The sequence below is a fragment of the Mesorhizobium sp. 128a genome (assembly GCF_053848025.1).
Genome location: NZ_JBSPKY010000008.1, coordinates 154,304 through 169,394, shown reverse-complemented (window position 1 = coordinate 169,394; position 15,091 = coordinate 154,304). Strand labels below are relative to the sequence as shown.

The 15,091-nt window shown below is 64.0% G+C and carries 10 protein-coding genes and 2 tRNA genes; 6 read left to right on the top strand and 6 right to left on the bottom strand.

What is annotated here, in order from left to right:
- Positions 1-89: 89 nt before the first annotated feature.
- The 4 genes from ACWTU9_RS15720 to ACWTU9_RS15705 all read right to left on the bottom strand — a co-directional run bounded on the left by ACWTU9_RS15720 (position 90) and on the right by ACWTU9_RS15705 (position 4,205).
- Positions 90-156, bottom strand: a tRNA-Met gene (locus ACWTU9_RS15720).
- Position 157: 1 nt separating this feature from the next.
- A tRNA-OTHER gene (locus ACWTU9_RS15715) sits at positions 158-231 on the bottom strand.
- A 206-nt stretch (positions 232-437) separates the two neighbouring features.
- Entirely contained in the window at positions 438-986 is a 549-nt protein-coding gene (locus tag ACWTU9_RS15710) for a histidine phosphatase family protein (RefSeq protein ID WP_454574300.1), read from the bottom strand.
- A gap of 204 nt (positions 987-1,190) precedes the next feature.
- Positions 1,191-4,205 (bottom strand): caspase family protein, encoded by a 3,015-nt coding sequence (locus ACWTU9_RS15705; RefSeq protein WP_455859071.1) that lies wholly within the window; start codon positions 4,203-4,205, stop codon positions 1,191-1,193.
- A 110-nt stretch (positions 4,206-4,315) separates the two neighbouring features.
- On the opposite strand from ACWTU9_RS15705, the gene ACWTU9_RS15700 reads away from it, so the two are divergent.
- From ACWTU9_RS15700 to ACWTU9_RS15690, 3 genes are all read left to right on the top strand, one after another.
- Positions 4,316-5,266 carry an AEC family transporter gene (locus ACWTU9_RS15700; protein ID WP_455859070.1) on the top strand — a complete coding sequence of 317 codons (951 nt, stop codon included), beginning with the start codon at positions 4,316-4,318 and terminating at the stop codon, positions 5,264-5,266.
- Positions 5,267-5,440: 174 nt separating this feature from the next.
- Positions 5,441-6,898, top strand: coding sequence for an NAD-dependent succinate-semialdehyde dehydrogenase (locus tag ACWTU9_RS15695; RefSeq protein WP_455859069.1), 1,458 nt, complete (start codon positions 5,441-5,443; stop codon positions 6,896-6,898).
- A 200-nt stretch (positions 6,899-7,098) separates the two neighbouring features.
- Complete coding sequence (locus ACWTU9_RS15690; protein ID WP_455859068.1) at positions 7,099-8,118, top strand: aldose epimerase family protein; 1,020 nt, start codon at positions 7,099-7,101, stop codon at positions 8,116-8,118.
- Positions 8,119-8,122: 4 nt separating this feature from the next.
- Here the strand turns inward: ACWTU9_RS15690 and ACWTU9_RS15685 are convergent, their stop codons facing one another.
- The gene (locus ACWTU9_RS15685) at positions 8,123-9,043 is read right to left on the bottom strand and encodes a sugar kinase (RefSeq protein ID WP_455859067.1); all 921 of its coding nucleotides are present in this window, start codon (positions 9,041-9,043) and stop codon (positions 8,123-8,125) included.
- Between the two features lie 155 nt (positions 9,044-9,198).
- Between ACWTU9_RS15685 and ACWTU9_RS15680 the strand changes: the two genes are divergently transcribed.
- Entirely contained in the window at positions 9,199-9,642 is a 444-nt protein-coding gene (locus ACWTU9_RS15680; RefSeq protein ID WP_455859066.1) for a FixH family protein, read from the top strand.
- Between the two features lie 7 nt (positions 9,643-9,649).
- Positions 9,650-10,849 (top strand): cytochrome-c peroxidase, encoded by a 1,200-nt coding sequence (locus ACWTU9_RS15675; protein WP_455859065.1) that lies wholly within the window; start codon positions 9,650-9,652, stop codon positions 10,847-10,849.
- Positions 10,850-10,853: 4 nt separating this feature from the next.
- On the opposite strand, the gene ACWTU9_RS15670 is transcribed toward ACWTU9_RS15675, so the two are convergent.
- Complete coding sequence (locus tag ACWTU9_RS15670; protein ID WP_454574293.1) at positions 10,854-11,315, bottom strand: Lrp/AsnC family transcriptional regulator; 462 nt, start codon at positions 11,313-11,315, stop codon at positions 10,854-10,856.
- 155 nt (positions 11,316-11,470) lie between these two features.
- On the opposite strand from ACWTU9_RS15670, the gene putA reads away from it, so the two are divergent.
- Positions 11,471-15,079: a bifunctional proline dehydrogenase/L-glutamate gamma-semialdehyde dehydrogenase PutA gene (gene putA / locus ACWTU9_RS15665; protein ID WP_455859064.1), complete on the top strand. Its 3,609-nt coding sequence runs from the start codon at positions 11,471-11,473 to the stop codon at positions 15,077-15,079.
- Positions 15,080-15,091 lie beyond the last annotated feature (12 nt).

The window sequence follows — 15,091 nt, the reverse complement described above, 5'->3', positions numbered from 1 at the left end:
GCTTCGGCGGCTCGTCAGGTCTTCAGCATTCCGGTCCCCGGACCGTTTTTTCAGATAACACCGTGAAAGGGTGGTGGCCTGTCAGCCATTGGAGAAGGATTCGAACCTTCGACCGTCAGATTATGAGTCTGATGCTCTACCCAAACTGAGCTATCCGTGGTGCAGACAGCAGGATTCGAACCTGCGACCTCCGGACCCAAATCCGGCGCTCTCCCCCTGAGCTACATCCGCGATCCCAACCCCCGAAACGGCGCCGTATACAGGGCGGCAAAGCCGCCTGCACGGGCGGAGACGAAAGCTCCAACCGTTGTGCTCGTTTCGGTTTTCGTGACCGGGAGCGCGCCTATAGACCCTGCGACGGGTTGTCGCAAGCGGCATTGTGGCGGCGAATTTGCGCTTCTTTCAGCGGTGGTATTTCGGCAACAGTGCCAGGTTCGTCAGAAGGTGACGCGGCCGAGCACGCGCAGGCCGTCGCCCTGCGGCTCGACCACCACCGCTTCGCCTTCGCGCGGCGACACGCCGGTCAGGGCAACGATGTTTTCCAGATGCGTGACCATGACCAGATTGTCGGAGCCGGTATAGGCGCGGATTTCCTTCAGGACCGCATCGAGCTGCGCGGCCTTCTCCTTCGGATCGGTTTTCAGGAGATCGAGCGGTGCGAAAGGCTCGGGGTCGGCTTCGAAGGCGATGCGGGCGGTGTCGAGGCAGCGGCAATAGCGGCTGGACATTACACGCTCGACCGGAGCGGCTCGGGCGCCGAACAAGGCGCCGATCTTGTTCGCCTGCTGCTTGCCGCGTGCTGACAGATTGACCTGGGTGGCGCAGTTGTCGATGTCGAAATTGGCCGGATCGGTGGTGCCGGTGACCAGCGCATGGCGCAGCAGCACGACACGGCCGCCGTCCCGCAGCAGCGCCCAGCCGGCGTCCGTCGCATGGGCGACGGCCGGAACAGCAAGCAGAAATAGCGCCAGCACAAATCGAATCATCTGATACCTTCCGAGAGCCGGATGTCGGCCCCGGTCATTCGCATATAGGGATCGGAAAGCCGGCACAAAGACAAGCGAAAGGCGGACCAAAGCGCGTCGCGCCCGAAACGGATTCACGCGACGCGCTTTGGATTTTGTTTTTATGCATGTCGTTGTCCCAAAACCGGGGTCACTTTTGGGCGACATGCATTGGCGCCCGCAACTTCACTTTTTCGCCATCTGCTTCTTCGCCAACTCGATCTTCTGGTCGGTGAGCGGGATGGGGATCGTGTAGCCGGCTTCAGTAAAGCCCTGCTTGGCGTTCTCGAAGAATTCGATCGCCTTGAGATATTCCGGCTTGCCTGCGCCGTAGCTGGCGCGGTTCCAGTGGACGTCGCCGAGATTGTTCTGTTCGAAGGCCCACTGCAGCGGCTGGCTATCGCGCGTAAACACCTTCAGTGTCGCCGTGAACGCCGCTTCGGCGTCGTTGAGATATTTGTCGGTCCGCTGGAGATTGCCGAGATTGAGTAGACTCATGCCGATGCCATTTTGAGCATTGGCCCAGTCGACCGGTGCGGCCTCGATGGTGAGTATTTCAAGCGCTGCCCGCCGCGCGGCGATCGAAGCCTGCAAGGTCTTGGCATCGCCATTGCTCATGCTCAACCAGTGCAGAGTCGAGCCCAGGCCGGCCTGGGCCAGCGCCCACTGCCGCGGGTTTGTCTCGCGCTTGTATTCGCGCAACGCATTGCCGTAGGCGTCGACCGCATCGCTGTAGTGCTCGGGCTTGTCGGTCACGCCGCCCAGCAGTTGCAGCGTGTTGCCGAGATTGTAGTAGCTCATCGCCCAGTCCTGCGGGAACTTCCGCCTGACATAGACCTGCCGTGCCGCCTGGAAGGCGGCCGCCGACTGTTCCAGCTTGGCCGCATCGCGCGTGCGCTGGCCAAGCGTCTGGTAGATCGAGCCGAGATTGTTCTGCGCCGAGGCCCAGTCCATCGGAAAGCGCTGGCGGGTGAACACCGTCAGCGCGTCGTCATAGGCAGCCGCAGCTTCTTCGAGCGTGGCCGTGCCCATGTCGAAGCGGGCGACACCGCTCAGCGAATTTCCGAGATTGAGGCGGCTGGTCGCCCAGGACACCGGGAACGTCTCACGGGTCCGCACCTCGAGCGCGGCGCGGAAAGCATCGGCAGCCTCGTTGATCTTCGCCTTGTCGTTGAATTGGATGCCTGAAGTCACCAGCGTGTTGCCGAGATTGTTCTGGACCATCGCCCATTCAACGGGTGTTTTTGCGCGCGTGTATTCCTGTAGCGCCAGCCGATAGGCGGCTTCGGCTTCGGCCAGGCGTTCGCCGCTCGGTTCGCGCTCGGACAGGGCGTAGAGCGCGAGGCCGAGATTGTTCTGCGACGAGGCCCAGTCCAGCGGAAGTTTTTCGCGCGGGCGCTTTTCCAAGGTGGCGCGCATGGCCGCCACGGCCTGATTGAGGCGGGCCGGGTCGCTCTCGCGCTCGCCGATCTTTAGGAGGACATTGCCCAGATTGTTCTGCGTGGCGGCCCAGTTTGGATCGTCCTTCTCGCGCTCGAAGACGGCAAGCGAATCGCGAAAGATCTGCGCGGCCTCTTCGAGATGCGCGGTCTCGACCTCGCGCTCGCCGATGTTCTGGAGCACCACTGCCATGTTGTTGCGGGTGATGGCCCAGTCGCGATTTTGTTCGCCATTGGGAATGAAGTTCAAGATGACGCGGTAGGCTTCTATCGCCTGCTGCAAGGCGTCGAGATCGCCGCTGGCGTAGCCATAGGCGTTCAGCGCCTCGGCCTCCTGGTTCTTGTAGTTCCAGCGCAGTTTTTCGTCCCACTTCTCGACCAGCGAGAACGCCTTGGCATAGTCGTCGGCGGCGGATTTGTAGTCGAAGACCAATGCGGCGGCGTCGGCGCGTTTGGCATAGATGGCGGCGTCTGCGATACGCTTTTGCTTGACCAGATCCTCGGCCTCGTCAACCGCACCGCTGTTTTCCTCGACCCGGCCGACAGCGTCATCGAGGAATTTGCGCGCCGTCACCATGGCGCCCTGGCCAATGGCCTTGTCGGCGGACGCGACCAGCCGACTGATCTCGGGGTCGTCGGTGCGCAGCGCTGCGCGTTCGGCCATCATCTTCTTCAGGCGCTCGGCCTGACCGTCGAGCACCTTTTGCAAGTCGTTCGGATCCTCGGGGATTTTCTCCGTGCCGAGCGCCTTCAGCACGCCGTAGAGCGCGTCGAGCGGCACACCGTCCTTGAGCGAGGCCAGCTCCACTTGCGCCCGCTTGGGGTCGGGCAGGTCGGAAATGGTCAGCAGCAATTGCCGCCTTTCGCCAGTGATCAAGCCGTCATCGCCCGTCGGCTCCAGCGGCGCGACGCCGAAATAGAGCAGACGGCGCAGGCTCTCGCTGACCCAGGGGCGTTGCTTCGCCTTGGTGTCGAGATAGACCTCTTCGGTCACCATGCGCATGACCGAGCCGAATTCGGTGCCCTTCATCGCGGTGAGATGGCGCAGCAACGCTGCCGCATAGGGGCTGTTTTCGCCGATCGCGCCATCGAGCGCCGGGCGGCCCGGTTCGGCGGCAAAGCCGACAACCGTGCCCAGGCTGGCATCCTCCGCCGTCACATTGCCGAGCGCCTTCGCTCCACGCATCGGTTCCAGTCCGCCGGCGCCGATCGGCTCGGCGGATGCCGTCGGCACCCGGCGCACGACTGCGTCGGCCGGAAACGGATTGGTGCGGCAGGCATCGAGCAGCACGATGGTCACCGGCACGGTCTTCTTCAGCTCGTCCATGACGGTGGAAATCGGCACCAGCGCCTCACCGGCATTCTTCAGCGAGGAGACATCGGCGTCGACCGGCACCAGATAGTTCTCGCCGCCGGCTTCGATGCCGTGGCCAGAATAGTAGATGAAGGCGACGTCGGCGCCTTCTGCATCCTCGACGAAGCGGTCGAGGTCGCGCTTGAGCTTGGTGGCATCGCGGTCCGTGACGTTGCGGGCGTCGAAGCCGAGGTCGGTCAGCATCTTGGCCATGTCGCGGGCGTCATTGGCCGGATTGGCAAGGGCTGCGATATGTTCGTAGTTCGATTGACCGATGATCAGCGCCACGCCCTTGAGGCTTTTGGTCTCAGTGGCCTGAGCCACAGATACGGCAAGGCAAAGCAGCACGGTGACGAAAGCCGCCAGCCGTCGGACAAGATTGCCTTCCGAGGTGCCGACAAAGGCCATTTATCGTGTCGTCCGCCCAATGATCCAAACCCTCTATAAGCCTGCCAGCCGACGATGATCAAATTCGGGCGCGATTGCGCCGCGACCATGGCTCGCTTATCCCTCGGGAAATGTCCGCGCTCACCGAAACCGTCCTCTTCGTCTTCAGTCTTGTCGCGCTCGGCTATGTCGCCGGGTGGACCGGCTATCTCAGGCCGGCGAGCGGCGAGGGCATCGCCGAATTCGCCGTCAACGTGGCGATGCCGCTGCTTCTGTTCCAGACGATGGTGAGGTCCGACTTTCACGGTGTGGCGCCATGGCCGCTGTGGTTCGCCTATTTCGCGGCTGTCGCCATCACCTGGGCCACCGGCCATCTGGTTACCACCCGTGTCTTCGGCCGCGACGCCCGTGCTGGTGTCGTCGGCGGCGTGTCGTCGGCATTTTCCAATGTGGTGCTGCTCGGCGTGCCCTTTATACTCGGCATATTCGGAGCGGCTGGCTTCGAGGTGCTGTCTCTGCTGGTCTCGGTGCATCTGCCGATCATGCTGATGGCCTCGATCGTTCTGTTCGAGATATTCGGGCGCGGCAGCGGCGAACCCGTGCATCCCTTGCGCGTTGTCCGTCGCTTCCTCAGGCGGTTGTTCATGAATCCGTTGGTCATCGGCATTTTGGCGGGGCTTGCATGGCGCATCACCGGTGCGCCGCTGCCTGCTGTCGCCATCCGCCTAGTCGATGCGCTGGCCGCTACGGCGGCGCCGGTGGCGCTGTTCGCCATGGGGCTCAGCCTGCGCCGCTTCGGCATTTCGGGCAATGTCAGGCCGGCACTGGTGCTTTCGGCGCTGAAACTGTTCCTGATGCCGGCGCTGGTGCTGGTCTTCGTCTGGCTGCTCGGCCTGCCGCCCTTGACGGCCAAGGTGGCTGTGATGGTGGCGGCGATGCCATCCGGGATTAATTCCTATCTGATCGCCGTGCAGTTCAACACCGGCCAGGCGCTGGCGTCGAACCAGATGACCATCGCCACGGCTTGTGCCGCTTTCACGACGACCTTCTGGCTGACGGTGGTGGTTCATGTCTTTGGTTAGGGCTCGGCTCTCGTCTTGTGCTGGCCCAACCCCTATATGCCATCTTGCAATTGCTTGCGGGGCTTGCCCTAGGTAAAGAGCAGTGGCTCCAGCGTGCCGGCATCGCCGCCTTGTGCACGCTCATCGAAGAGATCCAGAAACCGGCCCGTCAGTGCGCCGAACGGAGGCTAGACCATGCTTCAGAAAACCAGCCATTTCATGCGCCAGGCCAATCTCATCAATGGCGAATGGGTTCAGGCCGACAGCGGCCAGACGGTCGACGTCAACAACCCGGCCACCGGCCTCAAGATCGGCACCGTGCCGAGGTCGGGCAAGGCGGAAACCCGCCGCGCGATCGAAGCCGCGGCCGAAGCCTTCAAGACCTGGCGCAAGACCACTGCGCTCGAGCGCTCGAAGCTCTTGCGCAAGCTGCATGACGCGATGATGGACAATCAGGACGTGCTGGCCGAACTGCTCACCATCGAGCAGGGCAAGTCGCTGTTCGAATCCAAGGGCGAGATCGGCTCGGCCGCCGCCTACATCCTGTGGTTTGCCGAGGAAGGCCGCCGTATCTATGGCGACGTCGTGCCGTCGCCGTGGGGTGATCGCCGCATCCTGGTGACCAAGGAGCCGGTCGGCGTCATCGCCGCCATCACGCCGTGGAATTTCCCGTCGTCGATGCTCGCCCGCAAGCTCGGCCCCGCACTTGCCGCCGGCTGCACCGCCGTGGTCAAACCGGCCTCGCAGACGCCGTATTCAGGTCTCGCCTGGGGCGCGCTTGCCGAGGAAGTCGGCTTCCCCAAGGGCGTCGTCAACATCCTGACCGGTTCGGCTGCCGAAATCGGCGACGAGATCTGCGCCAATCCGCTGATATCGAAGATCACCTTCACCGGTTCGACAGAGGTCGGAAAGATTCTGATCCAGAAGTCGTCCGTCACCGTCAAGAAAGTGTCGATGGAACTCGGCGGCAACGCGCCGTTCCTGGTCTTTGACGACGCCGACCTCGACCGCGCCGTCGCCGGTGCGATCACCGCGAAGTACCGTAATTCCGGCCAGACCTGCGTGTGCACCAACCGCTTCCTCGTTCAGGCCGGCATCTACGACAAGTTCGTCGAGAAGCTGGTCGCGGCCAGCAATGCCCTGAAGGTTGGCTCGGGCCTGGAAGAGGGCGTGCAGCAGGGGCCGCTGATCGACGTGAAGGCGGTCGAGAAGGTCGAGGAATTCATCGCCGACGCCACGTCCAAGGGCGGCAAGGTCGTTGCCGGCGGCAAGCGCCATGCGCTTGGCGGCTCGTTCTTCCAGCCAACGGTCATCGCCAACGCGAAGCCTGAGATGCGCTTCATGAAGGAAGAGATTTTTGGCCCGATCGCCCCGGTGTTCAAGTTCGAGACCGAGGAAGAGGCTGTCGCGCTCGCCAATGACACCGAGTTCGGCCTTGCCGCCTATTTCTATACCGGAGATCTCGGCCGCGCCTTCCGGGTCATGGAAGGTCTGAAATACGGCATGGTCGGCGTTAATGAAGGGCTGATCACCACGCCGGAAGCGCCGTTCGGCGGCGTCAAGGAATCGGGCCTCGGCAAGGAAGGCGGACATCAGGGTATCGAGGACTATCTCGACACCAAATATGTCTGCATCGGCGGCCTCGGCCTCTAAACCATTGACGGGAAGGGGCAGGCCGCGTGCCTGCCCTTGCCAGAAGGCATTCAACCGGCCTAGAGCGGTTCACCGTTTCACGGAAACGTCAAACCGCTCTATTTCTTTGTTTGACGCATTTCCTGACGGAAAACCACTTCGCACTTTTCCCGGAATTGCTCTAAGTCCGTAGATCGACGAAACAGCATCTGGGAAGAGCAATGAAGGACGGCGAGGTCTTCGGTACGACGCAGGCGGGCGAACCGGTGCGCCGTTTCACCATCCGTGGCGGCGGCATCAGCGCCAACATTATCGGGCTCGGCGCGATTATCCAGGATCTGCGGCTTGCCGGCCATGACGCGCCGCTGGTGCTGGGCTATGACCGCTTCGAGCCGTATGAGACCGACCGGGCCTTCTTCGGCGCGGTCGTTGGCCGCTATGCCAACCGCATCCGCGACGGCCGCTTCACCATCGCCGGCCAGCGCTACCAGACGGAACCCAATTTCCTGGGCAAGCACACGCTGCATGGCGGTTCGCAGGGCTATTTCCACCGGCCATGGACGGTTTCTCTGCACGGCAGGGATTTTGTCACGCTGACCCTGCACGATCCCGACGGCACAATGGGCTTCCCCGGCGCGCTCGATGTCACCTGCACCTACCGGCTGAAGATCCCCGGCACGCTCTCGATGGAACTGACCGCCACCTGCGAGGAGCCGACGCTGTGCAATCTGGCGCAGCATTCCTATTTCAATCTCGACGATGGCGGCACCACTGACATTCTCGATCACCGGCTGATGCTGAATGCCGGCGCCTATACGCCGGTCGATGCCGAGATGATCCCGACCGGCGTGGTCAAGCCTGTCGACGGCACCCCCTTCGACTTCCGCCAGGCGCGGCCGCTGCGCATGGAAACGGAAGGCGAGCAGCTTGCCTACGACGTCAATTTCTGCCTTGCGTCCAGCCGTGGCCCGCTTCACCAGGTGGCATGGGCGCAAGGCGCAAATTCAGGCGTCGAGATGGAAGTCTGGACCACCGAGCCTGGCCTGCAGCTTTACACCGGCCAGTATGTCACGCCGACGTCGGGCGGCCTGGATGGGCGGCGCTACAAGGCGTTTTCCGGCTTTTGCCTCGAGGCACAGGCCTGGCCCGATGCGCCGAACCGACCCTATTTCCCGCAGGCTACGCTGTGGCCCGGCCAGATCTATCATCAGGTGACGGAATACCGGTTCAGCTTGCCTTGAGGTCTTAGCCCTCGAAAGCGGTTCTTAGAACCTCGAACGGTGCCAACGCGCCGCGCACCTGCACGACGGCGGCGGCAACGCGATGCGCCCGCTGCACGGCGTCCGCCGGCGCATGGCCGGCAAGCCGGGCGGCGAGATAGCCGCCATTGAAGGAATCGCCGGCGCCGGTGGTGTCGACGGGGGTGGCGACATGCTGGGCCGGAATCGGCTGCAGGGTTCCCCCGGTGGCGATCAGTGCCGGCTCCTCGCCATTCTTGACGACGACTTCGCCGACCAGTTTTCCCATCCGCTCGGCGGTCACCTGGGGTGCCGTATCGCCGAACAGCATCTGCTCGTCGGGGAAGGTCGGCAAAGCGATGTCGGTGACGGCAAGTGCGTCGAGAATCGCGGCTTGCGCCTCCTCGCGGCTCTGCCACAGGCGCGGCCGGTAGTTGGGGTCGAAGGCGATGAGTGAACCGGCAGAGCGCGCCTTGGCCACTTCTGCCAGCAACGTCTTGCGCCCGGTGGCATCCAGAATTGCCAAAGTGATTCCGGAGAAATACACAAGCGCCTGGTTTTCAAGGCTTTTTGCCAGGGCGGCCGGGTCCGAGGCAAGCCGCCTGGCCGCCGCGTCGCTGCGCCAATAAGTGAAGGCGCGTTCGGCGCCGGTCAAGGTGATGGCGTAAAGGCCGGGCCGCGCGCCTGGGATGACCAAGCTGGCGCCGATGCCGATGCCGTTTTCGGCGAAGAACGAGATCTGGCCCTGCGAGAAAGGATCGTCGCCGAAGGCAGAGACGTAAGTGGCGGGCCGCTCGCCGCTCAGCGCATGCAGTGCCCACAGTGTGTTGAACGTGTCGCCGGCAAAGCCCATGCGCCAGTTCGGCCCGACCTGGCCGGACAATTCGAGCATGCACTCACCGATCGAAGCGACGCCGTCTGCTGCCATAACTCTCCCTCGGGTTTGGTTTCGGTCCTGTAGCTTTTTGCGGCCGGCAGCGCCATGCTTGGCGGTGGCGGATTTTTGCGCCAGAAGCGTTTTCCCACAGAAGCGGCGGGACGCGAATTGCTTCCCGAGACGTTATGGTTGGAAGAGGAACCGGTTTGGCATCGATATGGCGTTATCTTCTTGCGGGCCTTGGTCTGGCCGGCTTGCTGGCTGGCATACTGGCGATCGTCTATCTGACCGCGCCGCAGTCGGCGCCGGGTCCGGATATTTCGCGCACGAAGAAGACGGACAATGGGCTGTATGTGGCAAGCTTCGTGCCCGAACGGGGCGTGGTGCGCCAGGGCGAACTGGAATCCTGGTTGCTGACGTTGAAGACAAAGACAGGGGCTTCGGTGGAGCGGGCCGCGATTGCCATCTCGGGCGGCATGCCGCAACACAGTCACGGCCTGCCGACCAGCCCGCAGGTAACCGACTATCTGGGCGAGGGCCGTTACCGCATCGAGGGGCTGAAATTCACCATGAGTGGCTGGTGGCAATTTCGGTTTGCCATCTCGTCCGGCGCCGGCTCGGATACGGTCGTCTTCAACGTGGTGCTGTGAGCTGCCTATGAACTGCACGTTGCGTCTTCTGGCACTGGCGGCGGCTTTGCTGGTTGCCGGTTGTGGCAAGCCGGATTTTTCCGACGCCGAGAAGAAGACCATCGCTTCGCTGGCGCTGAACGCCTTGCCGGCACTCAAGCCCGATACCACCAACCGCTTCGCCGACGTGCCGGCCGCGGCGGCTTTGGGCTCCACCCTGTTCTTCGACCAGGGCATGAGCCATGACGGCAACGTGTCCTGCTCGACCTGCCACAAGATCGACCGGCAGTTCCAGGACGACCTGCCGCAGGCTGTCGGTGTCGGCCGCACCAACCGGCGCTCGATGCCGCTGGCCGGCGTGGCGCGCAATCCGTGGTTCTTCTGGGACGGAAGGCGCGACAGCCTGTGGGCGCAGGCGCTGACGCCGCTGGAAAACCCGCTCGAACAGGCCGGTAACAGGGCGGCCTTCGCCCACTACATCAAGAAGCGCTTCGGCGCCCGCTACGAGCGCATCTTCGGGCCACTGCCTGATCTTTCCGCTGTGCCGGCCAACGCCAGCCCCCTTGGCAATGAAGCCGAGCAAGCGGCGTGGAAGGCGATGACTGCCGCCCAGATGGACGACGTCAATCGCGTCTTTTCCAACATCGGCAAGGCAATCGCGGCCTTCGAACGGTCGATCGAGCCGGGAGAGACGCACTTCGACCGCTTTGCCATCGACCTCGCGTCAGGCGCCAAGCCGACAGACGATGATGCCTTTTCGCCCGAGGAAATCCTTGGGCTGAAATTGTTCATCGGCAAGGCCAATTGCGTGACGTGCCATAACGGCCCGCGCTTTACCGACAACAGTTTCCACAACACCGGCGTGCCGCCCGTCAAGGACCTGCCGTTGGATCGCGGCCGTTTCGATGCAGTGGCTCAAGTTCAGGCCGATCCGTTCAACTGCTTCGGCGCCTTCCGCGATGGCGACGCCGGCGCCTGCGGTGAGCTGCGCTTCATGGTCAAGGCCGGTCCGGAACTGATGCGGGCCTACAAGACGCCGTCGCTCAGGGGAGCCGCGACGCGGCCGCCCTATATGCATGCCGGCCAGTTCTCCTCGCTGCAGGAGGTGGTGGCGCACTATGCCAAGGCGAAGGCGAGCGTCGAGGGCACCTCCGAAGTTCACCCGCTGCAGCTGTCGGATCGCGAACGCGCGGCCTTGGTGGCGTTTTTGAAGACGCTGTCGGAGTAAGGAGTCAGCGGTCCTTCACCGTTTCCATCGCCACGAAGGTCGAGGTCTGGGCGACGTGGGGCAGGGCCGAGATGCGCTCGCCGAGAACGCGGCGATAGGCGGCGATGTCGGTGGTGCGGACCTTCAGGAGATAGTCGAAGCTCGATGCCATCATGTGGCACTGCTCGATCTCCGGCACCGCCTGCACCGCGCGGTTGAAAGCGTCGAGCGCGGCGGAGCGGGTGTCGGATAATTTGACCTGGACGAAGGCGACATGGCCCTCGCCCATGCGCTCGCGGTCGATGATCGCCTGGTAGCCCCTGATATAGCCGTCCTTCTCCAGGCGCTTCACCCGCGCCTGCACCGGCGTTTTCGACAGGCCGACCTTGCCGGCCAGTTCCGACATGGACAACCGTCCGTCGCGCGCCAGAGACGACAGGATGTTTTTGTCGATGCGGTCCAATTGGTCTTCTGTCACGGATATCATAGTCCATTTGATGACAATTCGATCACAATGATAGATCGGTCAGCCTGTCATGTCGACTTCTTTGGACCGGCTGAAAATACGGCTCTGTGCTAGCTTGCGCCATTCGGTCCGGCGAATGCCGGCCCGCCCCAGATGTTCGCTCCGCAGGGACCGCAATGCCGCTCGATACCACCCGCCAGCAGATCCGCGCCAACTACCTGCCCGACGAAGACGCGGCTGTGAAGCGTCTAGCTGCGGCAACAGAACTTTCCGCCGATGACCGCAAAGCGATCTCGGCCCGCGCCGCCGATCTCGTGCGGGCGGTGCGCGGCTCGTCCGATCCCAGGCTGATGGAGGTGTTTCTCTCGGCCTACGGTCTCTCCACCAAGGAAGGCGTGGCGCTGATGTGTCTGGCCGAGGCGCTGCTGCGCGTGCCCGACACCGAGACCATGGACGATCTCATCGCCGACAAGATTGCACCGCATGACTGGTCGGCCCATTCAGGTGGTTCGAGCTCGATCTTCGTCAATGCCTCGACCTGGGCGCTGATGCTGACCGGCCGCGTGCTCGACGAGGGCGAGGGCGGCATTGAAGGCACGCTGCGCGCGATGGTGCGCCGGCTGGGCGAACCGGTCATCCGCAAGGCGGTGGCCGCCGCCATGCGCGAAATGGGCGAGCAGTTCGTGCTCGGCCGCTCCATTGCGGAAGCCGTCAAGCGCGGCAAGGCGATGATCCAGAAAGGTTATCTCTATTCCTTCGACATGCTGGGCGAGGCAGCCCGCACCGAGGCCGATGCGCTGCGCTACCTCAAGGCCTATGCCGACGCGATTTCCTCGCTCGATTCAGGTTCGAACGGTCCCGATATCAGGCAGAACCACGGCATCTCGGTCAAGCTGTCGGCGCTGCATCCGCGCTACGAAGAGGCGCAGAAGGAAAAGATGCTGCCGGTGATGGCCGAGCGGCTGCTGTCGCTGGCGCTGGCCGCGCGGCATTCGCGCATGGGCCTCAACATCGACGCCGAGGAGGCCGACCGGCTCGACCTGTCGCTGGATGTCATCGAGAAGGTGTTGTCCGAGCCGGAGCTCGCCGGCTGGAACGGGTTTGGTGTGGTGGTGCAAGCGTACGGGCCACGCGCGGCCTTCACCATCGACTGGCTCTATGCGCTGGCGAAAAAGTACAACCGCAATATCATGGTGCGGCTGGTCAAGGGCGCCTATTGGGACACCGAGATCAAGCGGGCGCAGACGCTCGGGCTTTCGGGCTACCCCGTCTTCACCCGCAAGGCCAACACCGATGTTTCCTACATCGCCTGCGCCAAAAAACTGCTTGGCATGACCGACCGCATCTATCCGCAATTCGCCACCCATAACGCCCACACCGTTGCCGCCATCCTGTCGATGGCCGACAACCGCGACGCCTTCGAGTTCCAGCGTCTGCACGGCATGGGCGAGGCGCTGCATGAGACGGTGCTCCAGGCCGAAGGCACGCGCTGCCGCATCTATGCGCCGGTCGGCGCGCATTCCGATCTTTTGGCCTATCTGGTCCGCCGCCTGCTGGAGAATGGCGCCAACTCCTCCTTCGTCCACCAGCTGACCGACGAGGATGTCGAGCCGGAGGATATAGCGCGTGATCCGCTCGAGACCGTGCAGAGCCAGGGGCCTGCCGCCAATCCGGCAATCGCTCGCCCCGCGACGATCTTCGGCGCCGGGCGGCGCAACTCGAAGGGGTTCGACATCACCGATCCGGTGACGCTGGCGGCGATCGACAAGGCCAAGGCGGCCTTCGCCGGGCCTGAGCGCTGGCATGCCAAGCCGATCACGCGTGCGGCCGGCTACGGCAAGCAGCGCCCGGTGGTCAATCCGGCGAAGCCTGCCGAAGTCGTCGGCACGGTCAGCGAAGCGGCGGCCAAGCAGGTTGCGACGGCTGTACGCTTTGCGGTGGAAGCGCAGCCGGCCTGGGCAAAGCGCCCCGTCGCCGAGCGCGCCGCCATCCTCAACCGCGCCGCCGATCTCTATGAGGCCAACGCCATCGAGTTCTTCGCGCTTGCCACCAGGGAAGCCGGCAAGTCGCTGGCCGACGGCGTCGCCGAAGTGCGCGAAGCCGTCGACTTTCTGCGCTATTACGCTGCCGAGGCGGCGGACAACCAAGCGGGCACGCAAGCACGCGGGGCGATCGTCTGCATCTCGCCGTGGAATTTCCCGCTCGCCATCTTCACCGGCCAGATCGCGGCAGCGCTGGTTACCGGCAATTCGGTTATCGCCAAGCCAGCCGAACAAACGCCACTGATCGCCTTCCGCGCCGTCGAACTCTTGCGCGAAGCCGGCGTGCCGGAGGATGTCATCCAGCTTCTGCCCGGCGATGGCCCGTCGGTCGGCGGACCGCTGACTGCGGATCCGCGCATCGCCGGCGTCTGCTTCACCGGCTCGACCGAGGTCGCCAAGCTGATCGAGAAGCAACTGGCCGAGACAGCCGCGCCCGACGCCATGCTGATTGCAGAGACCGGCGGTCTCAATGCCATGATCGTCGATTCCACCGCGCTGCCCGAACAGGCGGTGCGCGACATACTGGCGTCGGCCTTCCAGAGTGCCGGCCAGCGCTGCTCGGCGCTGCGCGTGCTCTATGTGCAGAAGGATGTCGAGAAGAAGATGCTGGAGATGCTGAAGGGCGCCATGGAGGCGCTCACCATCGGCGATCCCTGGCAGATATCGACCGACGTCGGACCGGTCATCGACGACGAGGCACAGGCTTCGATCCGCGACTATTGCACCACGATGGGCCTGCAGGGCCGGCTGATCGCCAAGCTCGAAGCGCCGAAAGATGGCCGCTTCGTCGCGCCGCATGTGTTCCGCGTCAAAGGCATCGAGGAGATGGAGCGCGAAGTGTTCGGCCCGGTGCTGCATGTCGCCAGCTTCGACGCCGACGGGATCGATGCCGTCATCGCCGCCATCAACCGCAAGGGCTATGGCCTGACCTTCGGTCTGCACACCCGCATCGAGGGCCGCGTCCAGCATTTCGTCGACGGCATTCATGCCGGCAACATCTATGTCAACCGCAACCAGATCGGCGCCGTCGTCGGTTCACAGCCATTCGGCGGCGAGGGGCTTTCGGGCACCGGCCCGAAGGCCGGCGGGCCGCACTATCTCCGGCGGTTCCGCAAGGGTCCGGAGGCCGGCACCGAGATTGCCGAGGGCCGCAAGGTGACGGCGACCGAACTCGCCGACAATCTGCCCGATCCGACGCTTGGCGGCTGGTCGACGCGGCCGGACCGCATCGCCATTCTGAGAAAGCATCTGCGCGGCAAGGGTGCGGCAGCGATCGGCGCTGCCGCCGGCATCGATTTCGGCCAGGTCGATCTGCCCGGACCGACCGGCGAGGCCAACACGCTGTCGCTGTCGCCGCGCGGCCGGGTGCTGTGTCTCGGACCTGACGCTGACACGCTGCTTGCCCAGGCGATCCAGGCGCTGGCCGCAGGGAACGCGGTGCTGGCGGTCGCGCCAGGCGCGCCGGCTGCACTGTCGGCGCTGACCGGCAAGGGGCTGCCGCTGGCTGCTATCGATGGCCGGCCCGATCCGGTCGAGGCACGTTCGCTGCGCGTCGATGTCGTCGCCTTCTCGGGCAAGCCCGAGGCAGCCCGCATCGTGCGCAAGGTGATCGCCAACCGGAGCGGTCCGATCGTGCCGCTGGTCAGCGAAGTGCTCAATCCGGCGGCCTATGCGCATGAACGCGCGGTCTGCGTCGACACCACCGCTGCCGGCGGCAACGCCAGCCTGCTGGCCGCGGCGTAGGGGACTTTTCGC